At 44.1% G+C, this 25,104-nt stretch carries 22 protein-coding genes; 18 read left to right on the forward strand and 4 right to left on the reverse strand.

What is annotated here, in order from left to right; genetic code table 11:
• The first annotated feature begins 154 nt into the window (after positions 1-154).
• Both OIU26_RS23430 and OIU26_RS23435 read left to right on the forward strand, forming a co-directional pair.
• Positions 155-889, forward strand: coding sequence for an alpha/beta fold hydrolase (locus tag OIU26_RS23430; protein WP_264218196.1), 735 nt, complete (start codon positions 155-157; stop codon positions 887-889).
• 18 nt (positions 890-907) lie between these two features.
• Complete coding sequence (locus tag OIU26_RS23435) at positions 908-1,765, forward strand: sugar phosphate isomerase/epimerase family protein (RefSeq protein ID WP_264218197.1); 858 nt, start codon at positions 908-910, stop codon at positions 1,763-1,765.
• Positions 1,766-1,846: 81 nt separating this feature from the next.
• Here the strand turns inward: OIU26_RS23435 and OIU26_RS23440 are convergent, their stop codons facing one another.
• Positions 1,847-2,215 (reverse strand): DUF423 domain-containing protein, encoded by a 369-nt coding sequence (locus OIU26_RS23440; RefSeq protein WP_264218198.1) that lies wholly within the window; start codon positions 2,213-2,215, stop codon positions 1,847-1,849.
• Positions 2,216-2,531: 316 nt separating this feature from the next.
• Between OIU26_RS23440 and OIU26_RS23445 the strand changes: the two genes are divergently transcribed.
• The 15 genes from OIU26_RS23445 (at position 2,532) to OIU26_RS23515 (ending at position 19,271) form a co-directional block, all read left to right on the forward strand.
• Complete coding sequence (locus tag OIU26_RS23445; RefSeq protein WP_264218215.1) at positions 2,532-5,480, forward strand: glycoside hydrolase family 48 protein; 2,949 nt, start codon at positions 2,532-2,534, stop codon at positions 5,478-5,480.
• 136 nt (positions 5,481-5,616) lie between these two features.
• Positions 5,617-6,120, forward strand: a complete 504-nt coding sequence (locus tag OIU26_RS23450) for a ferritin (protein ID WP_013371107.1) — start codon at positions 5,617-5,619, stop codon at positions 6,118-6,120.
• Between the two features lie 289 nt (positions 6,121-6,409).
• Positions 6,410-6,958, forward strand: coding sequence for a GNAT family N-acetyltransferase (locus OIU26_RS23455; protein ID WP_264218199.1), 549 nt, complete (start codon positions 6,410-6,412; stop codon positions 6,956-6,958).
• Positions 6,959-7,279: 321 nt separating this feature from the next.
• The gene (locus tag OIU26_RS23460; RefSeq protein ID WP_264218200.1) at positions 7,280-9,307 is read left to right on the forward strand and encodes an alpha/beta hydrolase family protein; all 2,028 of its coding nucleotides are present in this window, start codon (positions 7,280-7,282) and stop codon (positions 9,305-9,307) included.
• A gap of 197 nt (positions 9,308-9,504) precedes the next feature.
• Positions 9,505-10,608, forward strand: a complete 1,104-nt coding sequence (locus tag OIU26_RS23465) for a hypothetical protein (RefSeq protein WP_264218201.1) — start codon at positions 9,505-9,507, stop codon at positions 10,606-10,608.
• A 177-nt stretch (positions 10,609-10,785) separates the two neighbouring features.
• Positions 10,786-12,375, forward strand: coding sequence for an acyl--CoA ligase (locus OIU26_RS23470; protein ID WP_264218202.1), 1,590 nt, complete (start codon positions 10,786-10,788; stop codon positions 12,373-12,375).
• A 47-nt stretch (positions 12,376-12,422) separates the two neighbouring features.
• Positions 12,423-13,655, forward strand: a complete 1,233-nt coding sequence (locus OIU26_RS23475; RefSeq protein ID WP_264218203.1) for an aminopeptidase — start codon at positions 12,423-12,425, stop codon at positions 13,653-13,655.
• Positions 13,656-13,900: 245 nt separating this feature from the next.
• The gene (locus tag OIU26_RS23480) at positions 13,901-14,491 is read left to right on the forward strand and encodes a TetR/AcrR family transcriptional regulator (protein ID WP_264218204.1); all 591 of its coding nucleotides are present in this window, start codon (positions 13,901-13,903) and stop codon (positions 14,489-14,491) included.
• Positions 14,492-14,509: 18 nt separating this feature from the next.
• Positions 14,510-15,136 carry an HXXEE domain-containing protein gene (locus tag OIU26_RS23485; RefSeq protein ID WP_013371115.1) on the forward strand — a complete coding sequence of 209 codons (627 nt, stop codon included), beginning with the start codon at positions 14,510-14,512 and terminating at the stop codon, positions 15,134-15,136.
• 120 nt (positions 15,137-15,256) lie between these two features.
• Positions 15,257-16,045, forward strand: coding sequence for a YjgB family protein (locus tag OIU26_RS23490; protein ID WP_264218205.1), 789 nt, complete (start codon positions 15,257-15,259; stop codon positions 16,043-16,045).
• 150 nt (positions 16,046-16,195) lie between these two features.
• Entirely contained in the window at positions 16,196-16,723 is a 528-nt protein-coding gene (locus OIU26_RS23495; RefSeq protein WP_264218206.1) for a TetR/AcrR family transcriptional regulator, read from the forward strand.
• Between the two features lie 206 nt (positions 16,724-16,929).
• Positions 16,930-17,520, forward strand: a complete 591-nt coding sequence (locus OIU26_RS23500; RefSeq protein WP_058831294.1) for a sulfurtransferase TusA family protein — start codon at positions 16,930-16,932, stop codon at positions 17,518-17,520.
• On the forward strand, positions 17,517-18,032 hold the full coding sequence (locus tag OIU26_RS23505) for a DsrE/DsrF/DrsH-like family protein (RefSeq protein WP_264218207.1): 516 nt from the start codon (positions 17,517-17,519) through the stop codon (positions 18,030-18,032). The genes OIU26_RS23500 and OIU26_RS23505 overlap by 4 nt, the downstream gene beginning before the upstream one ends.
• Positions 18,033-18,108: 76 nt before the next feature.
• Positions 18,109-18,375: a metal-sensitive transcriptional regulator gene (locus tag OIU26_RS23510; RefSeq protein ID WP_013310304.1), complete on the forward strand. Its 267-nt coding sequence runs from the start codon at positions 18,109-18,111 to the stop codon at positions 18,373-18,375.
• A gap of 182 nt (positions 18,376-18,557) precedes the next feature.
• The gene (locus OIU26_RS23515) at positions 18,558-19,271 is read left to right on the forward strand and encodes a DUF421 domain-containing protein (RefSeq protein ID WP_264218208.1); all 714 of its coding nucleotides are present in this window, start codon (positions 18,558-18,560) and stop codon (positions 19,269-19,271) included.
• A 16-nt stretch (positions 19,272-19,287) separates the two neighbouring features.
• Here the strand turns inward: OIU26_RS23515 and OIU26_RS23520 are convergent, their stop codons facing one another.
• From OIU26_RS23520 to OIU26_RS23530, 3 genes are read right to left on the reverse strand one after another with little or no spacing between them, the layout of a single operon-like run.
• Positions 19,288-20,394 (reverse strand): spore germination protein, encoded by a 1,107-nt coding sequence (locus tag OIU26_RS23520; RefSeq protein ID WP_264218209.1) that lies wholly within the window; start codon positions 20,392-20,394, stop codon positions 19,288-19,290.
• Between the two features lie 28 nt (positions 20,395-20,422).
• On the reverse strand, positions 20,423-21,622 hold the full coding sequence (locus OIU26_RS23525; protein WP_264218210.1) for a Ger(x)C family spore germination protein: 1,200 nt from the start codon (positions 21,620-21,622) through the stop codon (positions 20,423-20,425).
• 9 nt (positions 21,623-21,631) lie between these two features.
• Entirely contained in the window at positions 21,632-23,251 is a 1,620-nt protein-coding gene (locus tag OIU26_RS23530) for a spore germination protein (protein ID WP_264218211.1), read from the reverse strand.
• A gap of 225 nt (positions 23,252-23,476) precedes the next feature.
• Here OIU26_RS23530 and OIU26_RS23535 point away from each other — a divergent pair, with 225 nt between their 5' ends.
• Positions 23,477-24,637: an aminotransferase class I/II-fold pyridoxal phosphate-dependent enzyme gene (locus OIU26_RS23535; RefSeq protein WP_264218212.1), complete on the forward strand. Its 1,161-nt coding sequence runs from the start codon at positions 23,477-23,479 to the stop codon at positions 24,635-24,637.
• Positions 24,638-25,104: the final 467 nt, after the last annotated feature.

The raw sequence follows: 25,104 nt of genomic DNA on the forward strand, positions 1-25,104 counted from the left end.
TCTTCCTGAAAGAAGACATTTCCTGCCTTAAACCAAATGTGCTTGAATTCGTCAACCTTCTTTTTCGAATTTGCAAAATATTTGAAATGGGTAAATATACCTTTTTGTGCTAAACTAAAAAAGTTAGGATTTAGCAAGACAGGAGGTTGCAAGAATGGCACCTATCACATTATTTTTCATCCCGTATGCAGGTGGATCGGCATCAGTCAGCTTCAAGTGGAAAAAGCTGCTGATCCCACAGATTAAACTTGTCCCTTTGGAATTGGCGGGCAGAGGTATTCGTTCTGGTGAACCGCTAAAGGATAGCATTGAGGAGATGAGCGAGGATCTGCTGCACCAAATCAGCCAAGAGTTAGTTCCTGGCGATCCTTATGCCATATACGGTCACAGCATGGGAACAATGATTGCGTTCGAGCTGTATTATAAGCTGGTGGCCGGAGGATATGGGAAGCCGGCTCATCTATTTGTTTCGGGTGGACGAGCACCGCATGTCCCGAGAAATGTCCCGTGGTTACATGATCTGCCCGCAGATCAATTTAGAACACATTTGCGACGGTACGGTCAGCTTTCGGAAGCCATTTTTGACAATCAGGAATTGTATGACTATTTTATGCCAGTATTAAGAGCAGATTTCAAAGCTGTCGAGATGTATAAGTATATAGATAAAGATACGCCTTTACATTGCCCTATCACCGCCCTGACAGGACTGACCGACAACACGGTGACCCTACAAGATGCGGAGGCGTGGGCACAGCATACGGATCAGCAATTTCGTGTGTTTACCTTTGAAGGAGGACACTTTTTTATTCATGATGAAGTAGAACGAATTACAAACATTATCAATGAGTCTTTGGAGCTGAGTACAGTGACTAGTAGAATACAAAATTAAAAAAAGAGGTGATTTTTAGTGACAGTAGGTGTATTGGCACATTTGTTTGGCAAGTTGCCTTATCGTGAGTTGGCTGCAAAGGTAGGTGAAGCGGGCTTTACTCATGTTCAGCTTGCTCCATGGAGAGCGATCAGCGATGTCGATTTTAATAAACCTGGCAAGTTCAGTCCAGGATTAGCATCGTCTATCGCAGAGGAATTTCGTAAGCATGGGGTATCTATATCAGTGCTCGGTTGTTATTTGCATTTTTTTGTACAGGATGAGGAATTGTTACGTGAGAATGTAGAGCGTTTCAAAGAGCTGATCCGATATGCGGGTCTGTTAGGAGCACCAATGGTCGCAGCTGAAGTCGGACGCAATGAGGACGGGACCCCTTATTCGGAACGGGACTGGAGAGTTGTAAAAGAAGTTGTACGAGAATTAGCAGATGAGGCGGAAAAATGGGGGGTATTCGTAGGATTGGAAGCTGCTAACGATCACTTGGTCGGAACAGCAGCAGAGCTTGCTTCCTTCTTGGAAGAAGTGCCCTCTTCACACATTGGCGTTGTGATTGATCCGGGTAATTTGCTAAAAACGGAAAATCTGGCCCGACAGGATGAGATCATCCGCGAAGCTTTTCAGCTGCTGGGACCTCGGATTATCGCAGCGCATGCCAAAGACCGGCGTCTGTCATCATCAGGTGAGATCGAGACCGTACCGCCGGGTTTTGGTGACATGAACTATGGTCTATATATGGAACTGCTGGAGCAGTACAAGCCAGGGGTCCATATTATTATGGAAGCTGCTCAGGAGCATGAGATGGCTCAATCCAAACGCTATATCGAAGGTCATCGGATTGCGGCTCAGAAAGCACAGCAAGTGCAAACGAAATCATAGACACTTTCATATTCATCAATAATTCGGTCATGATTCAGGAGACTTGGAAGCGCCTACTTTTCCAAGTCTCTGTTCATTTGTTTAGCCTTGCATTACCGCCACCATCACCATCACCCAGCTTGCCAAAAAAGCCAGCCCGCCAATCGGGGTGATGGCTCCAAGCTTTTTCACACCAGACACACTAAGAACATACAGACTGCCGGAAAACAGGAGAATGCCCACCAGCATAACCCAACCAGCGGTTACAATAAGAGAAGAATGGACCAGGTTGCCTGCAAGAACTCCCAGCAGCAACAAACCCAAACCGTGAGCAATTTGATATTGAATTCCTGTCTGGAATATGCTCATCATGTCTGCAGAAAGTCTTTTTTTCAACGCATGCGCCCCGAATGCTCCCAGAGCTACAGCTAAAAACATCACAATACAACCAAGCAATAGCAACACTTTCATGATTTAACGCCTCCTTGTGAAATAGTACCGATTCCTATCGATTTCGTCAATTTTCCTTGTGCAACTCTAAACATATAGAATTTTTCGACTCTCATTTGGCGACTAGTGTGGTATATTCTTGCCAGGGCCAATGTGAAGCATTTGGAGCCATGGACAGCGTGTCCTCCACCTTTATAACGGGAAAGTGAGGTGATGGCGCTGTCTTTTTGTGCTGTCGTTTTTCGGAAGCAAATTTTGAGTAAAGCCAAAATTGATAATGGAGAGGATGAATGCAAAAGTGATTAGTAGAAAATCTGTGTTCAGAAAATCTGTCTCTATGGTCATGTCAGCCATTTTGGTATTTCCGTTAAGTTTGGGCTTATTTCAGGCCGAACCCGACCGTGCATCAGCTGCAACCCCTGAATCGACACGCTTTCTGCAAATGTATAAACAGCTAAAGGACCCGGCTAGCGGTTATTTTTCAAAAGAAGGTATCCCTTATCATTCCGTTGAAACACTCATGAGCGAGGCTCCTGACTATGGACACTTAACGACCTCGGAAGCATACAGCTACTGGATGTGGCTGGAAGTTCTCTATGGTCATTATACCGGGGATTGGGGTCATTTGGAATCAGCATGGGACAACATGGAGAAATATATCATTCCTGTTAATGAGGGTGACGGTAAGGAAGAGCAGCCTACAATGAGTAACTATAACCCGAACAGCCCTGCCACTTATGCCGCAGAATATCCGCAGCCGGATCAGTACCCAAGCCGTCTGAGTGGTCAGTATGGTGCTGGCAAGGACCCGCTGGACTCTGAGCTGAAGGCAACCTATGGCAACAATCAGACCTACCTGATGCATTGGCTGCTGGACGTAGACAATTGGTACGGTTTTGGCAATCTGCTGAATCCGTCGCATACGGCGACCTATGTGAACACCTTCCAGCGTGGGGAACAGGAATCGGTCTGGGAGGCCATACCGCATCCATCGCAGGATAATCACAAGTTTGGCAAGCCTAATGAAGGTTTCATGAGCCTGTTCACCAAGGAAAATAATGCTCCTGCACAGCAATGGCGCTACACGAATGCCACGGATGCGGACGCACGGGCGGTTCAAGCCATGTACTGGGCGAAAGAACTGGGTTACGACAACCAGGTATATTTGGACAAAGCGAAAAAGATGGGAGACTTCTTGCGTTACGGCATGTACGATAAATACTTCCAGAAAGTAGGAAGCGCTTCCAATGGAAGTCCGATTGCTGGCACGGGCAAGGATGCCAGTCTTTATCTAATGGCATGGTATACGGCTTGGGGCGGCGGGCTGGGCCAAAGCGGCAACTGGGCTTGGCGGATTGGTGCCAGCCATGCGCATCAGGGCTACCAGAATGTCGTTGCTGCATATGCGTTATCCGATAAGGATAGCGGATTGATACCAAATTCACCTACGGCAGGACAGGACTGGGCGACCTCGCTCAAGCGCCAATTGGAATTTTATACTTGGCTGCAATCTGATGAGGGGGCCATTGCAGGTGGAGCAACGAATAGCTGGGATGGCGCCTACAAGGCGTATCCCTCTGGTACGAGCACTTTTTATGGCATGGCTTATACAGGGGCTCCTGTATACCAAGATCCACCGTCCAACAACTGGTTTGGAATGCAGGCTTGGCCTGTCGAGCGGATTGCGGAGCTGTACTATATTTTAGCCAAGAAAGGTGACACTTCGTCTGAGCAGTTTAAAATGGCTAAACAAGTGACGGAAAACTGGATCGAATGGTCCAAGAGCTATGTATTTGCCGACGAACGGCCTGTAACTGACGCGCAGGGATACTATTTGGATGCACAAGGCAAGCGTATTCTGGGTGGCAAAAATCCGAAGGTAGCCACTACAGCAGCTAAAGGTGAGTTCTGGCTGCCGAGCAATCTGGAATGGAGTGGCAAGCCCGAGACTTGGAGCGGATTTGCCAATCATAAAGGGAATGCCAATCTTCATGTAGTAACAAAAAATCCAGGACAGGATGCAGGAGTGTTGGGCAGTTATGTGAAAGCGCTGACCTTCTTTGCTGCCGGAACAAAAGCTGAAAAAGGAGACTACACCGAGTTAGGCAAGAAAGCCAAAGATCTGTCCAAAGCCTTGCTTGATGCAGCATGGGGCTATAACGACGGCATAGGAATTACAACGAAGGAAGCACGTGAGGATTATTATCGTTATTTTACTAAAGAAGTATATATCCCGAGCGGATGGAGTGGCAAGACTGGGCAAGGAAACACGATCCCAGGCACAGACGCTACACCGTCTGATCCGGCCAAGGGTGGCAATGGTACGTATTCCAGCTATAGCGACATCCGTCCTAATATCACCAAAGATCCGCAATGGTCCTATCTTAAAGACAAATACACGACTTCATGGAACAAACAGACCCAAAAATGGGATAAAGGTGCACCAGAATTTACGTATCACCGTTTCTGGTCCCAAGTAGATATGGCAACTGCTTATGCAGAGTATGACCGTCTCATTAATGGGAGTGGACCAGCCGAACCTACAGCTCCTAAAGCTCCTTCAAATGTGAAGGCAAGTGCAGGGGATGCACAAGTTACACTAACTTGGAGCAAAGCGACAGGTGCTGATAGCTACACGGTTAAGCGCTCCACAACCAGTGGTGGTCCGTATACCACGGTAGCAACGGTAACTGACGCCACTTACAAGGATACAGGGGTGGTGAATGAAACCACTTATTATTATGTAACAACTGCAACAAACTCCTTAGGAACCAGCCCGGATTCTGCTGAGGTCAGCGCCAAGCCAACAGCAGCGCCGATTCCGGCAAAGGGAGATGTAATTGCCCAATACCGTGTGGGCGACACCAACCCGGGAGATAACCAGATTCGACCACTCTTCCGTGTCGTAAATAAGGGGAAAGAGGCTCTGGATCTGAAAAACGTCAAGCTGAGATACTACTATACCGTAGATGGCGATAAGGCGCAGGAGTTCCACTGTGATTATGCGCAATTAGGCAGTAGCAACATTCAGGGACGTTTTGTGAAACTGGATAAGGCCGTTAATGGGGCAGACTACTATCTGGAAATTTCCTTTGGAGCTGGTGCGGGAAGCCTGGCAGCTGGAGAAAATACGGGAGATATCCAGATTCGTATGAACAAGTCAGATTGGAGCAACTATAACGAAAGCGATGATTTTTCCTATGATGCAACCAAGACCTCTTATACAGATTGGGAGAAAGCACCTCTGTATATAAACGATAAACGTGTCTGGGGTCTGGAGCCTTGATTGTGAACTAAATGTTGAGCACGGTGGGCGGAACGTGAGTATGCTTGAATTCACTTCCGTCCGTTTTTTTGTGATCGGATTCGTGGTACACTATGATCGTTACATTATTACATATCTGACCGAGGTGACCTGAGACATGAATGACAATTTGGCACAGGCTCTGAATGAGCAAATGAACTTTGAATTTTACTCCGCTCACGTATATCTGGCGATGGCTGCTTATTGCTCCAGTGAAAGTCTGGATGGGTTTGCAAACTTCTTCCTGGTACAAGCGGAGGAGGAACGGTTTCATGCCATGAAACTGTATAGATACATTAATGACCGTCGAGGACGCGCCACATTGGCAGCATTACCGGAGCCCAAAAATAGCTATGATTCCATGCTGGATGTATTTGAGCATGGCTACAAGCATGAGCAGCAAAACACACAAAAATTTTATCATTTGGCTGACTTGGCCCTCGATGCGCGTGAGCATGCAACGATCCATTTCCTGAAATGGTTTATTGATGAGCAAGTCGAGGAAGAAGCTCTGTTCGATAGTGTTATCCAAAAGCTTAAGCGCATTGAAAGAGACAGCAATGCCTTTTATATGCTGGACAGCGAATTTGCAAAACGTAGCTTTGTTGCCCCTGCGGAATAACACAGCATACAGGTTGCGCATGAAATTCCCAGAGACAGGAGACAGCATTCTTTGGGTCTACAAAGTAATGGAGCCCGGCTTTCGGGCTTTTTTGCTTTCATTTTAATTACGGACTTTCCAACCCTCAAGGGATATTGTTATTTTAAATGAAGTTATAGAAAAATTTAATTTGTCGCTGAATGGTTAGCATGCTACAGTTATGTTAACTTTTATATCTGATTAAAAATATAGGATTAGTTGTAAATTCGTTTGCGTACATTATTACAGCACTACGGGGAGGCGGGGGACTATGAGCGAGATCTATCGTCTGGCACGACAAGAGGACGCAGAAAGATTGCAGTATGTAACGTATGAGGCATATGAAACAATTCGGCAGTTAGAGCTTAAATGGCCTGCCGCTCAGGCAGACGTTGCTCTCATTCAAGAGAACATTAAAAATAATGATTGCTATGTGCTGGAAGTCGATGGTGTCATCCAGGCTACCGTTAGTCATCTAAAAAATAGAGCCCTTAATTTTATAACTGATCTTCCGTTTGTGATGTGGTTTGCCGTAGATCCGGCTGCCCAGGGCAAAGGATATGGTAAAAAACTGCTGAACTGGGTAGAACAAACGGTTATTCGTGATAAGGTCGGAGCTCCTGCAGTGACATTAGCGACTGCGGAAAAACATCCTTATTTATTGTCCATGTATGAGCGTTGGGGATATGAACGTATTCATGCTTTTGACCATGGAACAGGGGACGGGACGATGCATTTACTGCGTAAAGTAGTGAATCCTGAATTATTCTCCGCCTACATCCATGAAAAGAATGAAGCCGAGACTGCTAACCGAAAGTAGACCCGATCACTGGGGGAGCCTAGAGTTCGCAGCAGAAATTCCAAAATGTCGTCAGGCAGGCTGTGCTTGCAGAGGAGCTTGCTTTTAATGCGTATGGTATAGAAGAACGATAAGAGACCAGACCTTCTCTCAAGAAAGCAACCGAAGCGGCGGTGTTTTCGAGTCATTGCGACTGAGAGAGGGTTCTTTGAGCTTTGGACAAATTGACAGAGATACATAAAAAGAGTAACGTAATTGTATATTTATTTAATTCATATAAAATTAATCGGATTAATCGAATCTGAAGTTGTAGAAGTCTGACCATATTAAGGAGGAATTTATTTGAGCAACTCGCAATCTGGCACGACCAAACGCCGTATAATAGCTGAGGATTTATATCGATTTCACTGGGTTAGTGATCCGGCTGTTCATCCCACGAGTGGCGAAATCGCTTACGTAGAGCAGTGTATTAATAAAGAACGGACAGACTATAACTCGGCAATTTGGCTGTTGCCGTTTGAAGGTGAAGCTCCGATACCCTTTACATACGGGCCGAAAGATGAAACGCCTGTCTGGTCACCGGACGGATCACAACTTGCTTTTCTCCGTTCGACAGACGGCAAGCGCCAGGTATGGATTATTCCAGCACGCGGGGGAGAAGCCCGACAACTTACGCACGTAGAGAACAATGTTCGTTCATTATCCTGGTCGCCGGATGGAGCCTACATATCGTTTGTAGCTAAAACTGCTGAGAACCAGTCAACTCCTACATGCGACGCAGGAAAGCAGGAGACACAGCTTGAGGGACGAGTAGTTAATCGAACAAAAGCTAAATCCGACGGCTATGGGCTGTGTGATGATACTCGTGATCACTTGTATGTAACTGATGTGACTTCAGCGCACACGGTTCAACTGACATCCGGCGCTTATGATGTCGCGGAGCCTGTCTGGTCACCGAATGGCCAACAGATTTTATTTGTCGCTAGGATAGCGGAGCATTCCAAAGAGGATACGGATTTACGCAAGCAAAATGATTTGTTTACGGTAGCTCCTGCGACTTCTAATAGCAATGCGGCAGTACCGTTTAAGCTGACTCATTCCGAGCTTCAAATCGAGAGCGCTGCATTCTCTCCCGATGGTACATTGATTGCCTTTTACGGTCATGATCGTCATGCCAAAGGCGCTACTCAGACTCGATTGTATACGGTTCCCTCCAGTGGCGGGACGGCAGTATGTGTTAGTGAGACACTTGATGCTCACCTCGGTAATGCGGGTATGAGCGACATGCGTTCACATCTTCATGTAGGACCACCACGCTTCAGTGCGGACAGTCAATCCCTGTATACGCTGGTAACCATTGAAGGAAATGTGCACGTATATCAGTTTGCGCTTGATGGAACTTTTAAAATTTTAACCCAAGGAGAACGGGAAATTTACCAATTCGAGCTTACTTCGGATGAGCAGCATATCATTGCTGCTTCCACCAATGTCGCTTTACCAGGCGATTTGTTTCGGATTGCGATCCATTCAGGGACCGAGGAACGGCTAACACGAGTGAATGACGCTCTGCTTGATGAGATTGAGATCAGTGCGCCTGAGAGATTCTGGACGGAGGTCGAGGATGGTCGACGCGTGCAGGGATGGGTGATGAAGCCTGCTGGTTTTAAGGAGGGGGAGGCTTATCCTGCTATTTTGGAAATTCACGGCGGTCCCCATGCCATGTATTCCAATTCCTTTTTTCATGAGTTTCAGTTGCTGGCGGCTCAGGGGTATGCAGTCATCTATACGAACCCGGGAGGAAGTCGAGGGTATGGACAGTCTTTTACCAATGTTGTCCTTGGAGATTACGGCGGACGTGATTACACCGATCTACTGAGCGCCGTGGACGAGGCTATACGCCAATTCCCATTCATCGATCCAGAAAGACTGGGTGTCACGGGAGGCAGCTATGGTGGCTTTATGACAAACTGGATTGTCGGGCATACGGATCGTTTCCGCGCAGCTGTGACCCAGCGTTCCATATCTAACTGGCTGTCAATGTATGGGGTTAGTGACATAGGGTACTCGTTTACGGAAGATGAAGTTGGCGGGAATCCATGGGATGATTTCGAGCTTTTGTGGAGGCAGTCCCCGTTGGCTTATGTACAGCAAATCAATACACCGCTGCTCATATTACATGGAGAGCAGGATCTACGTTGCCCTATTGAGCAGGGAGAGCAGCTGTTTACAGCATTGCGTCGTTTGGGAAAGCCCACCCAATTTGTCCGTTTCCCAGCTTCGAGTCACGAGCTTTCACGTAAAGGGCACCCACAGCTTCGCGTGGAACGACTGCAACGTATTACCGACTGGTTTGTCCAACACAAAATATAAGTCTCATTCGATTTGTAGTGATTATGGAAAAATGTCAGGTCCTAATCTTAGGACTTGGCATTTTTTAATGTGTCTTATATCCATTCTCTTAACCCCATTTAGTGCTGGTGCTGGGTCACGATTTACGGTTATCATATACGAAGATATTGTTCGTTCATCGCTTCTTGCTTACATTCATATTTAAAAGGAGATATACAATGGCTGAACCCTTAAAAAATATGTACACGGAGGAATTCCTTCGTCTATTCGGTGAAAGAGTACAGGCTGCATACAGTCCGTTCGACATTGACGGATTTATCCATCAAATTATGGATAAAAAATGGGGAGAGCTGGAGCTAAAAGAACGAATACGGCGTATTTCGTTAACATTAGGGGCGTTTTTGCCCAGTAGTTATGAAGAAGCTCTTTCTATATTATTTGCCATTGATGAGTACTGTAGCGGATTTCCGTACTTGTTTTTCCCTGATTTCGTAGAGGTATATGGGCAGGGAGAAGAGCATTGGGACCTGTCCATGAATGCACTGGAGCGATTTACATCAAAATCCTCTGCGGAGTTCGCTGTGAGACCCTTCCTCCTGCGTGAACCAGAACGGATGATGCGGCAGATGATGACCTGGGCGGGACACCCCAGTGAACACGTCCGCCGTCTTGCCAGCGAAGGTTGTCGTCCACGGCTGCCTTGGGGACAGGTGCTGCCTGTCTTCAAACGTGATCCTGCTCCGGTATTGGCTGTATTAGAACTGCTGAAGGCCGATCCATCATTGTATGTACGTAAAAGTGTAGCCAACAACCTGAACGATATTGCCAAGGATCATCCCGATATTGTCATCGCAACGGCTCAACGGTGGAAGGGCGCACATCCTGATACCGACTGGATTGTGCGTCATGGCTGTCGATCCCTGATTCGCAAATCCATCCCTGAAGTGATGGCCATGTTCGGCTATGCGGATGATACGGATGGGGTGCCGCTGGTCACAGCAGCCTCTTTCACCACAGACCCTGCCGTATTAAAGATCGGGGATCACAGTGAACTGAGCTATGTGCTTCAGCTTCGAGAAGGTGAACCTGTACGAGTTCGCATCGAATATGGCATCGACTTTGTAAAGGCGAGAGGACAAGTTTCACGCAAACTATTTTTGCTTTCTGACAAAACGGTCCCTGGAGGAACCCGTCTAACGGGTACACGAACACACCGGTTCGCAGACCTGACAACTCGTCGTCATTATGCGGGAGCGCACCGAATTGTGCTGCTCGTAAACGGGCAGGAAGCGGCTTCTACAGTGGTAGACATTGAGTTGTAGATTACAATAATAGTAAAGAAAAGAGTCTGTATTCAGGCTCTTTCTTTTTGTCGTTTGTTTTACAAATTTTATTTTTTTCCAAATAAATTAATTCTGGTATTAGAACCTGGTACTAAGACGTGTTATACTACATAAAGGAAGTTGCTCTTATCTTATGTATAAAGGGGAAGGTATAACTTGACTGATCAGCAACAATGGCTTGCGCCTGAATATTACAATATGACTTCGGAGATGGAACACCATGAGGCTGGTAAGACCGCACTCAAGTGGTTAAGTGAGACAGGGGAATACGAAGAAATCACCTACGGAGAGCTGTTGAAAAAGGCAAATCGGCTGGCTGGTGGACTTGCAAGTCTGGGATTTAACAAAGGAGATAGAGTTCTGGTCGTAGTACCACGGCGTATTATTGCATATGTCATTTATCTGGCATGCTTGAAGCTAGGGCTTGCTGTCATCCCATCTTCAGAAATGCTGCGGGCCAAGGATATTGCATATCGCCTTCGCCATTCGGAAGCGCGTGCAGTCATTGCCTGGACCGGAGTAACAGGTGAAGTAGATAAAATAAGTGATGATTTGCCTGCGTTGGCTCACCGCATTGTAGTCCCCGGGGACCACACAGCAAATGCACCTGGTTGGCTTGTGCTGGATGAGCTGATGGAAGGACAAGAAGATATTTTTGAAGCTGTGAAGACACACCGTGACGACATGGCCATTCTGGCCTATACTTCGGGTACCACAGGAAATCCTAAAGCTGTTGTACATAGCCATGGCTGGGGATATGCCCATCTGCGGATAACATCACCATGGTTGGACATTCAAGCTTCAGACATAGTATGGGCCACAGCCGCACCTGGCTGGCAAAAATGGATTTGGAGTCCGTTTTTATCGGTACTGGGAAATGGGGCGACTGGATTCGTATATAATGGTTCGTTCCGTCCGGGTCGTTATTTGCAGTTGCTGCAGCAATACGGAGTCCAAGTGTTATGTTGTACGCCAACTGAATATCGAATTATGGCAAAAATGGATGGTTTGGATCAATACGATCTATCCCAATTGCGCAGCGCAGTTTCTGCGGGGGAGCCGCTCAATCAGGAGGTTATCAACAAGTTTCAGGAGCAGTTCAACATTACGATTCGTGATGGCTACGGCCAAACCGAGAGTACGTTAATTATTGGAAATCTAAGAGACACACCTCTGCGCACAGGCTCGATGGGCAAATCCATTGCACCGGGACTTGTTGAGGTCGTAGACGAGGATGGTATTCCGCTGGCTCCAGGGCAAGTGGGCGATATTGCAGTGCGTGCTGATCTGCCGGCATTGTTTCATACGTATTATCATGATCCAGAACGCAAATTAGCTAGTGTGCATGGAGATTATTTTGTTACAGGAGACCGGGCTCGAAAGGACGAGGATGGATATTTTTGGTTTGAAGGACGCGGCGATGATATCATTATCAGTTCTGGCTATACCATCGGTCCTTTTGAAGTAGAAGAAGCGCTGATGAAGCATGATTCTGTGCAGGAATGTGCAGCGGTAGCCAGCCCGGATGAAATCCGTGGACATGTTGTGAAAGCTTTCATCGTGCTCAAAGCCGGGGTGGAAGGATCACCGGAGTTAGTAAAGGAACTGCAACATCATGTGAAAACATGGACGGCACCTTACAAATATCCACGAAAAATAGAATTTATTCAGGAACTCCCTAAAACCAGCTCAGGAAAAATACGGAGAGTGGAGCTGCGTGATTTGGAGGAGCAATCTGCACTGTAGTGATGAAGCCATTCAATATTATTAAAACGAAACAGGAGCGTGGAAAAATGAGTACATTTGAATCATTGTTGGAGCAATACGCAGAACTGGTCGTAAGAGTAGGGGTCAACATTCAGCCAGGACAGGCGTTGTTGGTAACTGCACCACTGGAAACTGTTGAGTTTACACGCCTGATTGTCAGCAAAGCCTATGAAGCAGGCGCTAAATATGTACAGGTAGAGTTTGAGGACGATTCCATTACACGCAGTCGTTTTGAACATGGTGACGAAGCCAGCTTTGATTACTACCCTGCTTGGAAAGCAGAGATGATGGAGAAATTCGCCGAAGAGGGTGGAGCTACGCTAACGATTAAAGTGCCGAACCCGGATTTATATCAAGGTATTGACCCGGAACACGTTTCACGCGCAACAAAGGCGGCGGCTACGGCGAGAGAAGGCTATGCTCACTATACGCGGAATGCTAAGATTAGCTGGTGCCTGATTAAAGCGCCGACGAAGGCTTGGGCTGATAAAGTATTTGCTGATGTAGTAGAAGAAGATCGGGTTCGTGTCATGTGGGATACGATCTTTCAAATGAATCGTGTAGACGGCTCTGACCCAATTCAGAATTGGCACAATCATTTGAAAAACCTTGAACAGGTACAAGACAAGCTGAATCAAAAAAAATATAAAAGCTTGCACTACCGCGCGCCCGGAACAGATTTGAAAATTGAGTTGGCCGACGGACATATTTGGCGCAGCGGTGGTGGTGAAAACGAGCGCGGTGATTATTTTGTTGCGAATATGCCGACAGAAGAAGTATTCACGATGCCTAAGCGTACAGGTGTCAATGGTCACATCACAAGTACCATGCCGCTTAATTTAAATGGGCAACTGGTAGATCGCATTACGTTTACCTTTAAGGACGGTAAAGTTACCGAATATACAGCAGAATCCGGCGAGCAGCATCTGACTCATTTGCTCGCTACGGATGAAGGGGCCTGCTATCTGGGAGAAGTTGCCCTGGTACCGCACGATTCGCCGATTTCCAATCTCAATCGCATCTTTTATAATACAGGTATCGACGAAAATGCTTCCTGCCACCTGGCTTTAGGCAGTGCGTATCCATTTAACATAGAAAATGGGACACAAATGAACCGGGAGGAACTACTCCAGAACGGTGCCAATGTCAGCCTGACTCATGTTGACTTCATGATCGGCTCAGCTGAGCTGGATATTGACGGTGAACTGCAAGACGGAAGCAAAGAGGCTGTGTTCCGCAAAGGAAATTGGGCTATTTAGTTTAGCCTTTTCTTAATCTCTATTCAATCAACCCGCAAACGAGCTGATTCGTTTTGCGGGTTTTTTATAGCCTAATTCTCATATCTTTACTTGTTTTGTGAAATGTAAAGTGCTAAACTTTGTTCAAATAACAATTTAAACAATGTTTTAAACTTTGTTTAAGTTTTTGTTTGGATTGTTATTTTGCTTAAAGTAGTCCGTTTCATTTGTCCGTTAGGATTAAACTAAACAGGAGGAGGAAAAAGATGAGTCACCCAGACAAAAAACAACAGACCAAAGAAAAAATTCTACAGTCTACGCTGGAATTTATTCAAAGGGAAGGCTTCGAGGCGGTTACAATCAGAAAAATTGCTGACCTGTCTGGTACTAATATTTCTCTAGTTAATTATTATTTTGGCTCTAAGGAAAATTTGCTCAGTGAAGCTATTGAAGTGATCCTAAACAGCTTTCAGCACACATTTTCTGTTTTGGACAATACAGCGATGCCCCCGCGAGATAGACTGAAACAATTCTTACTTAACTATTTACAGGTCATTCGCCAATATCCAGAACTTCTGTCACGAATTATTGTGATGGGCAGCACACCCTTTACATCTCAACACGAATATGGAAGATTTTTAAACATGATGGGGTTTCCAAAGGTCCAGAACACGATCAAGGAGCTGACAGGCGAGCAACAGCCGGAGCGGTTGTTAGCAATGATGCTGCAAATATTCGGAGCTATTTTTCTGCCTGCACTGATGAGTCCGATTCTTGAGTCTGGAGCAGTTGTGGAAATGCCCACAATAGAGGAACAATTAAACCTGCTATTTGAAAGATATTTCGATCAAAAATAAATCTCAGGGGTGAATACCATGGAATTTTTGAGAAAATATTGGCAAGATGCAGGAGCCATCATTGGAGTGGCTGTATGTATTGTTTTGTTTTTGAATCCCGCCATGTTTTCTGATATATCAGGAATATTATGGTTGAGCTTTGTGAATATATTGTTTCACCAATTTGAGGAATACCGCTGGCCTGGATATTTTGCGGGTTTATTTAACAATATTTTGTTTAAAAGTGAAGCCCCAGATCATTACCCCTTGAACCCTAATTCAGCGATGATCATTAATGTGGCAATTGCCTATGTATTTTATCTGCTCCCCGTATGGTTCCCCCACGTAATCTGGCTCGGACTCGCACCAGTTTTGATGGGATTCTTCCAGGTCGTCTGGCACGGTATTGTTGTCAATCTCAAAGCAAAAACGGTATATAACCCTGGTTTGTGTACGGCACTTCTCCTGCATGTCCCTATAGGAATCTGGTATATTCATGAAATCGTAAAGAGAGATATCCCAACGGCAATAGACTGGATTGCAGGCACAATCTACTTTGTTTTTGCTGTATACATCTTCATTATCAAAGGGAATATATGGTTGAAGAAGAGTGACTCCCCTTACGCCTTTTCTAAACAACAGCTAGGAATTTATGATCGCAGGTAGGGTATGTTAGAAAATCACAAATGTGCTTGTTTACAAGTTGGATACAAGTAGAGGTATTCTCGAAACGAGGTTCGGTTACACTTGGTTTGTACCCAAGAACAAGGAAAGAGTGATCTTATAATGAAACCTACACATCAATCTCGTAATCGTAAAAAGTTAGCTTGCAAGCTGGTCACCACCAGCGCTTTATTGGCTATAGGTTTTGCTGTAATGACAGGATGCGGCAATAGCGGAGAAGCAAACTCAACTGCTCCCTCTACAACAAAATCAGCCACACCATCTGCCAGTAATTCAACAGATCAGAACACAGACATCAATACAAATGAGCAAGATACCCACAATAACAAGACGAGTACAGATAGCAGTAAGCCTAGTACGGATGGAGGAAATTCCGAGAAGCCTGGAAAAGAGTCTGGTCAAGGCTCAACCTCAATACACCAGGAACCCGCTAGTAGTACAGCCTCACCTGACAGTAAACACAGCTCTGCAACTGCTATATTGAGTGCAGCCAAGCAGGGGACGTTACCCAATCTGCCTAAAGGTCTTGGTTTGGGAACTAGCAGCGATCTTTTGTTTGAGCTTTGGGGGAAATCCGATTCTGGTTCTACAGGCCCAATGAGAAGTTACGCTAAATATCATACAGATCTCGTACTGGATGGAAATGATAAAGTTACAGAAATTACTTCTTCCGATTCAAAATATAAGAAGTTGCTTATCAAACAAGTTATTGACGAACTGGGCCAGCCCACAGAAACAGTTGACACCTCTAGAGACATATCCGGCACAGCAGAAGCTAATTATAAAATCAACAACACATCAGGTCTTAGTTATTATTTAGTATTTTCCTATCAAACCAAAACGCAAAAGGTCAGTTATGTTCGATTATATTTTAACTCGATGACGCCATAATTAGATGTATAAAAAAGAGAGTCGTTTCCATCACAATGATGGAGGCGACTTTTTCGGTTCATTGCATTTTTAGAGGATGACATTTATAATGTTAAGTGATTGATTAATCACTAATCAGGAAATTTGTAATAAACAAAAGGATGAGAAAATATGGCTAAAGCAACATCAACATCAATAAATCGCCAAAAGGAAATCATATCTGCTGCTATTGAAGTCTTTGCGGAGATGGGCTACTATCGAGCTACGACGGCCAAAGTTGCGGAACGGGCTAATATTTCTCAGCCCTATGTTTTTCGCTTTTTCGCTACTAAAGAAGCCTTGCTTATTGAAGCCTTAAAGGTATCATTTGCACGTATCATAGACTCTTTTCACCGGGTCATTCAATCGGCTTCGTCGGAACAGTTAGAGCAAGAACTGATTGCAGCCTATTCGCAGATTATGACGGAATATCGAAATGAAATACTTTTGCAAATGCAGGCACAGACAATCCGTGAGGATGTGGTTGTAACCGTGATGCAGCAGGGATTATGTGAGATCCATACGACAGTTTATGACGCTTTCCGTCAGGCTGGTATTGAACAAGCCTTGGAAAGAACAATGCTTTTTCTCGCCAGAGGAATGCTATGTAATATTTCGATGTCGCTGGATCTGCCAGAACTGATGAAAACAGACGATTAATTGGTATGTATGCAGTAGAGCCGCGCTTTTACGCGGCTTTTTTGTTTGCTTTTAATTGTACAAGACATGAATTATTAGTTTGAATGAAAATGACTAACTAAGTTGACAAGAGAAGTGGGCCTCGCTATTCTTATACCTATAGGGGTATATGTATTAAGAAATTAAAACTAAACTAAACCCCACAAAAAAAAGGCGGAGGTACCACTATGTCATCAACTAGTCATATCGAAGCAGATCAGATTCTTGATTGCAAAGGGCTTGCTTGTCCTATGCCAATTGTAAAAACAAAAAAAGCTATGGATGAGCTTCTTGCCGGGCAGATTATGGAGGTTCAAGTGACTGACAAAGGTTCGTTAGCAGATTTTCAGAGCTGGGCCCAAGGCACCGGACATCAGTATTTGGGTACTTTTCAAGAAGGAGTTGTCATGCGACATTATCTACGCAAAGCAAATCCGACTGATGTGAAAGAGGAGCAAGCATTTCCTTCCACGATAAGTCATAAAGAGCTGCAAGCAAAATGGTCTGCAAAGGAGAACTTCATTTTGCTGGATGTTCGTGAACCCGCCGAATTTGCTCTTCAACACATCCCAGGATCTAAGCACATCCCCCTCGGAGAACTGGAGAACAGACTCGCTGAGCTAAATCTGGAAGATGAAATCGCAGTGATCTGCCAAGCTGGAGCACGCAGTGAAAGGGCTTGCCGGTTATTGGCAGACAAAGGCGCTAAAAACGTCAAATCTGTGCTTTCAGGCATGTCCGGCTGGGCAGGAGAAATGATGGGGTACGATTCTATATGAGTACAGCAGCAAGAACTTATGCAGAGAATCAAAAGCAGGCTCAGCCCAAAACAACGATTATTTTATTCAGCGGTGAGCTGGATAAAGCGCTTGCTGCATTCATTATTGCGAATGGAGCGGCAGCATATGATCATGAAGTAACTATTTTCTTTACATTTTGGGGACTAAATATACTGCGTAAGGATGAACTCATGCGCACCCATAAGGGAATGCTCGAAAAAGCCTTTGGCTGGATCATGCCTCGTGGACCGAGAAAGTTAGCACTCTCCAAAATGAATTTCGTCGGACTGGGACCACAGATGATCAAGCATGTCATGAAAAAGCATAATGCGCTCTCTCTTCCAGAGCTTATAGAGTTAGCACAAGAGCAGAAGATCAAGCTCGTCGCTTGCACCATGACCATGGATTTGTTAGGACTTCAACAAGAAGAGCTAATAGATGGTGTGGAATATGCTGGAGTAGCTGCCTACTTGGGAGATGCATCGCAAGGACAGGTGAATCTATTTATTTAGGGTATCCTATTTACTTTTTTGGTTTATAATATACCTATACATGTATATGGTAAGTCAAAAAAGGAGTGCATTGCTTATGGATTACAATTACAGTGATGAACTGAAAACGCGCTTGAGAAGGATTGAGGGCCAGGTACGTGGAGTACTTCGTTTAATGGATGAGGGCAAGTCGTGCAAGGATGTAGTCAGCCAGCTATCAGCTGTACGCAATGCATCAGATAAAGCAATCGCCCAGATTGTAGCAGAAAATCTGCAACGCTGCATATTGGAAGAGCAAGAAGCTGGAGGAGATACGGATAAGCTGGTTAAAGAGGCAATTCAGTTGCTGGTGAAAAGTAGATAATTTATAGTGAATACACGAAAGACTAAGATTAAATAATAGCCGAATTAAAAAGGTTCGCTGCCCTAGTTGGTAGCGGGCTTTTTTTCGGACAACTTTAGGAATGGAATAAGCCTCTGTTTATACAGAAGTATAGGAGTGTAAATAACCCATAAGAAAAATAACTTCTTTCGGAGGGCATAGGTATGGAGGTATTTGTCACGATTGGTGTCAAATTGATCATCAGCTTTTTTGGCCTATGGCTTATTACTTTTATTACAGGTCGGAAAACACTCAGTCAGTTAACACCGCTCGATTTTCTGACATCATTGGTATTGAGCGAAATTGTGGGGAATACGTTATATGACGATAAGGTGACCATTTGGCATCTTTTATTTGCTTTGGCACTATGGTGCGCGCTGGCCTACTTTTTCGAAAAAGCGACGACCCATTTTGTGAAATTTGGATACATGGCAGAAGGTCGAACAGTGCTGCTCGTGGATAAAGGGCAGGTTAATCAAGAATTGCTGGAGAAATATGATATAGAATTTACACAGTTACTCTCCATGCTACGCCAGCAAAATATTTTTTCTCTGCGTGAGGTCTTGTACGCTACGTTAGAGACGAACGGCTCATTGTCAGTCATGCGCAAACCCGAATATGAGCCACCCGCTGCTCAGGATATGGGAATAGATGCACAGCCTGATCTTTTTTCTGTTACTGTCATTGATAAGGGAAGGTTGCTAAATGAATCTATGCGCGGGAAAACAATTGATGTAGAGCTGATAAAAGCGAAGGCGCGAGAGCAGGGATATGACAGCATCAATGAGATTGCCTATGCAGAGCTTAGCGAGGATGGAACGCTCCATATAGTGCCGATGAAAGAGAATAAAAATCAAAAAAGTGGTGGATCTATTTAAATGAATGATCATCTCCTCATGAAGAGGACTGTTTATTTGTCTTTTTTCTTTTTTTAATAACAATAAATACAAATAGTAACAAAGGTAGAAAAATTTGAAAAATAGGAAACCAGGAATTAAGAACAAATTTTCGACCGATTACCATGTGATGAATATAGTTGGGCGACAAAAAAGAAAGTCCATAAATAAGTGCTGCAAGGGGAAGAATCCATTTTTTAAATCCGACTCCGGTTATTTTTTCAAGTCCTATCACAGCACCATTAAAAAATAAAGACATTTTGATGATCAAGCCAAGAAAAAGAAGCAAGGTGAAAAGGGCATCCATTCGTTCGAACAGATCTGCTAATTCAATCAACTGAACGGCTTCCAAAAGAGGAAGTGTGCTATTTGCAGCGATCTTGGGTCCGAGAACAAAAATATCCAATTGATTAACAAATGTTAGAGCAAGTGCGGTCATTATATAGGCAAAGGAAACGGGTTTTGTGAGATTCCGGCCTTTATGTACAAGCGGATAAAATACAAGAAATAACAAAGTTTGTCCGAATGGAAAGGAGATAAGCTCAGGAATAGCGGCTTTAAATATCGGTTTCCATCCTTCCTCTAAAACCGGAAGGGAATTTTCCAAGTGAAAGAGACCAGTTGCCGGAATTAATATACTAATTATGGCGTATCCAAGTACAAAAAAAGGGAAAAGGAACAAGCAAAATAAGAACAATGCTTTGTAGCCGTAACGAACCGTGTTGGATACAACCACGATTGTGATCAAGATGATGATCCACAAAGGGGTTTGGCGGAGCAGAGTCATTACGGTCACCTCGCCTAAATCGCGTATGTTCCGAGAAGCTTCATATGTAAAATACATCACAAAAAGTAAATTGATGAGTGTACCCACATATTTCCCTGTGTAACGGCGAAACAACATGAACAAATCTAATTCAGGATCTTGATGGTGAATAGCAAGATGGAGCATTAGCAGAAGAAGTCCTGCTAATGCTCCTATCAACATGACTAGCCAAGCATCTTGCTTTGCTTCAGCCCCCATTAAAAACAAAGTTGTACTTCCAACTTCAAATAAAGACATACAAATGATCAGCTCGGATACTCGGATTGTATTTTGACGCATTGCTTCATTTCACCTCTCCCTGTTTATTTCATTTCAACAGTTCGTTAAAAGATTTTTCGAATAACCCTGGACGTGCAAGCTTCATTTTTACACCTATTTTTATATCCATGTTTGCGAACTCTTCAGGCCATGTCTCTTTTATTTTTTTCCAGTCTTTTGGGTACTTGTGATGAATTTTATTTCCAACACCAATAAGGTCGATATTCTTTTGCTGTAAGGCTTTCCAGCCTTCCTGAATTTGCAGTTTGATCATTTCTGCTGCTTGCATCTGCAATTGACCTATACTTTGCATATCTTTCATTTCTCTTTGCGAAGAGGCTGACAGAAGATCCCCGGTAGCTTTAACGTCAACGTTGAGGTAATAATGATTTAAATTCTTGATTGGCGTAACCTTAACCTTAGCTTTCCGGATGAGGAAAGCGGACGTAACATTCCCATCCACATAGTTTATAGTAGTGTTTTTAATCTGGTTGTTTAACCATGAAACCCCTATACTTTCCTTTTCATTTAGGAAGCCGACTCTCTTGTCTTTCTGAAAAATGCTTAAGCCCGATAACTTGAGTTTATTTTTGGCGGAGGTTTCCTTGAAAACATCAACAGATTCTAGTTTCTCCGGCTCGGAACCCTCAAGAGATATTTCTGGAACTCCGGCTGCACTATCGGAGCTAATTTTCGAAATAAATTCATACATGGATATTGCAGGGTAAATTGATCCTAATTTGCTATCTCTTTCTATAATCTTTTCTAAAGCTTGACCAGGAATTTTCTCTGGTGGTACAAGCTTTTTTAAAAAATTACGAGCCTCTCCGTTGGCAATGAATACTTTTACAGTTTCTCGTGAATCAAGGTTGCGGAGGTAAATATCAATAATCTCTTCAATGCCTTGTTCTGCTGCTTTTTTTCCAATAACGAGTATATTATTTTGGGCAAAATATAGTTTGCGTGGGTATTCCAGGCTACTCTTCGTAACGGTCTCTCTCAATGTTTTTCCATGTGTAGAAAAGGTATGTACAGCGCTTTGCGATGCCCCCGAGGAAGTACCACCTGAGCCAGTCGTCATGGCTGATGGAATGATGATTTGATAAGTATTGATCCAGTCGCCCTTATGTCCATCAATTCCAGTTGCTGTTGTGATGGCTAATTCGTTCAATTCTGTTCGATCTACGCACCCTGTAAGTAATAACCCTGCAATAAACAGAACATAACTAACTCTTAATTGCCGCACCATTGATCTCTCCTATTTTTGGGTATCAGGCTTATGACCACCTTCAGTATCATCCGAACTAGCAGGGTATTGGTGAGCTGCCTGTCTTGTCTGGTTATGGCCTGATTTTTCGCTAGGTCTGGTTTTCATAGCCCACCACGGAACTCTGATGATAAGGTCCTTCATATTAGTTTTAAAGGTGGGGCTATAGGGCACAAAATAATCAACTCCGAATGACTTGAGAGATACAAGGTGAACTAGAAGGGGGATAATTCCTATCAGAATACCAAATAAGCCTAGAGCCCCCGCCAGTAGCATAAGTGCAAAACGCAATAACCTGACCGCTGAAGCCATAGCAAAATACGGGATGACAAAGTTCGATATAGCTGTGAAGGCAACAACGATCACCATTGCACCTGAGACCAGTCCGGCTTGCACCGCCGCCTGTCCGATAACCAGAGCTCCTACAATGGAAACGGCTGGTCCGATGACCCGTGGCATTCGCACACCTGCTTCACGAATCACTTCAAACATTAATTCCATCATTAAAGCTTCCAATAATGCAGGAAAAGGAGTTCCTTCCCGTTGAGCCATCAGCGTAATTAACAGCGTGGTGGGAATCATTTCCTGTTGGAAGGTCGTCAGGGCTATAAATAGAGAGGGAAGCAACAATGAGACTAGAAAAGATACTACACGAAGAGCCCTTAAAAAAGTTGAAATGTCATATCTCTGGTAGTAGTCTTCCGCCGTTTGAAAGAAATTAAAGAAGGTTACAGGTGCAATCAGAGCGAATGGCGTCCCATCAACCAGGACAGCTACTTGTCCGTCTAAAAGGCTACCTGCGATTGTATCCGGACGCTCTGAGTTTAGCATGGTGGGAAAGAGACTAAGTGGTTCATCCTGTATAAATTCTTCGATGTAGCCACTTTCAAGTATGCTGTCTGTATCAATGGATTGAAGCCGTTTTGTAATTTCCTGTATGACTTCTGGATTAGCGACATTTTCAATGTAAGCTAACATGACTTTGGTTTGTGTATATCGCCCAATAACGTGACTTTCAAATTTAAGGTCAGGTGTCCGCAATTTTCTTCTGATCAGTGTAATGTTGGTTGAGATATCCTCCGTAAATCCTTCTTTAGGACCCCGTACTACGGTCTGAGTACTGGGTTCCTGAATAGCCCGTCTTACTCCGCCTGCGATGGAAACTACCAATGCATAGTTGTTTCCGTCGATGACAATGACAGCATTCCCGGAGAGGATGGCTTGATATACTTCATTTTGCGAATGTATCATTTGAATATTTCCAGACGGAATTGTGTTTTTTAACAAAGAAGCTGCAGTATTTTCCTTAAACATAAAAGTATCTGCGGAGCCCATCTCTGTAATCAAGCTCTCCATTAAATCGGAAAGCAAGTTTTGGTCAATCAGTCCTTCAATATAACAAACGGCGAGATGGCCAGCATGTACAGGACTTTCGGAAAAATCACGAATGACAAAATCGGGACCTTGCCCGAGTTTTAATTTAAGTAAAGACAGAGTATGGGATAATGATGAATGGATTGTCTCGGTAGCGGTTTGCTGTTTGGATTTTTCGATATCCTGTGAGTACCTTTTTCCAGGCTTCAGAACACTTCTAATCCAACGTGTTAACACAAGTGAACCCCCTCTTTTTTGATAAAGCATATCTTTTCCTTGTAATCCAAAAATATACGCTATTTTTATGAATTGGATACTTAGTGAAAGACATGTGGAAGCCTGATCAGTTTCGAAAATTAAACAGCACAGGTCCAAAGCAATTTGACTTATAGAATATTTGAGTCCTTGATTGAGGAGACTACCTTCATGGGTTTGGAATTTTTCAGAAAGTGGTGATCAGGTTTGAGTTTCTCAGATGATCAGCTCATCTGTTTTGGGTTTGAGGACAAACTAGGGTATTTTGCTAAGGCTGCTGTTCCTCCTATTTATGAGACTGCTCCATTTTTCTTTGATACCTACGAAGATTATGCTGAAGCAGCTAATCATGAAAAGGAGCATTATGTCTATTCGAGAGGAACCAATCCTACCGTTCGGATTGCAGAACAAATGATTGCTGCGCTGGAAGGTGGGGAGGACTGCAAGTGCTTTGCCTCCGGAATGGCTGCTATCAGTGCCGCTCTAATGTGTAGCTTATCCGCAGGGGATCATCTGATTCTGGTCGGACACATATATGAAACTTCCGTCAGCCTAGCCAAATACTTAACGAAGTTCGATATAAACTATACCATTGTACATTCGACTTCTACGGAAGCAGTTGCTAATGCCATCCAACCGCAGACCCGTGCTATTCTTATGGAGTCTCCTACCTCGTTTACATTCGATATGGTAAATATTCAGGAAGTAGCTGCGCTTTCCAAAGCTAAGGGTATCCGCACAATTATAGATAATTCATGGGCTACACCCCTTTTCCAAAAACCATTAGAATGGGGCGTTGATATCGTCGTTCACTCCGCATCCAAGTACTTGGGGGGGCATAATGATTTAATTGCAGGGGCAGTAATCGCTTCTAAAGAGATAATAAATCGTATGTATGCTGAAGAATATGAGTTAATTGGCGGTTCGTTAGCCCCTTTTGAAGCCTGGCTACTCATTAGGGGTCTAAGAACACTCCCGCTTCGTATGGAAGCCCATCAAAGGAATGCTCTGTTGGTTGCCCGTTTTCTATCAGATCATCCGGCCATTTCTAAAGTAAATCATCCTGGACTTCCTTCTCACCCACAGCATGAGCTGGCATGTAGACAGCTTAAAGGGTATGCCGGACTATTCAGTTTTGAACTAAAAGACTCGGGTTATGAGGATATATGCAGAGTGATCAATAAACTGCGACTGATTCGGATCGGTGTATCGTGGGGTTCTATGGAGAGCCAGGTGATCTCACCGAACTACGGTTTCAATAAGCAGAGTCTAAAAAAACAACACATGCCCGAATCGCTAATTCGCTTGGCTGTGGGGCATGAACCTGCTGAACTTTTAATAGAAGATCTAGCTACAGCTTTAAGCTAAGCGTTCATTTCAGGATTTCATATAAAAAAGCGAAAGCAGCAGCTCCATCAATAAAGAGCTACTGCTTTTATAATTTATAACGTTTATATCTTCGGTTGTTATAGACAAAGCACTATGTGTAGGCGTGGTTCAGTAAAAAATTACACCGTGTAGAAACACAACTCATTTACTGGTAAATATTACAACTTGTTTGTTGGGTATACACGTGATAAATTATATATCCAGCCAGTTAGACGGCTGTTGATTTGATCTTTGAAAACTGAACAACGAGTGAGTACGGATTTTGTTTACAAAATCCAACGTTGAAATTTTGGTACATGCCATCTGGCTGTATGAAATGGAAACGAAAATGAGATATTTTATCTCGTCAGTTTCAACATGAGCTAATCGCTCTTTCTATAAACCGACTTCGGTTGGTCTTTAATGGAGAGTTTGATCCTGGCTCAGGACGAACGCTGGCGGCGTGC

It is taken from the genome of Paenibacillus sp. BT-177, from assembly GCF_025846815.2.
GTDB classification, from domain to species: Bacteria; Bacillota; Bacilli; order Paenibacillales; family Paenibacillaceae; genus Paenibacillus; species Paenibacillus polymyxa_C.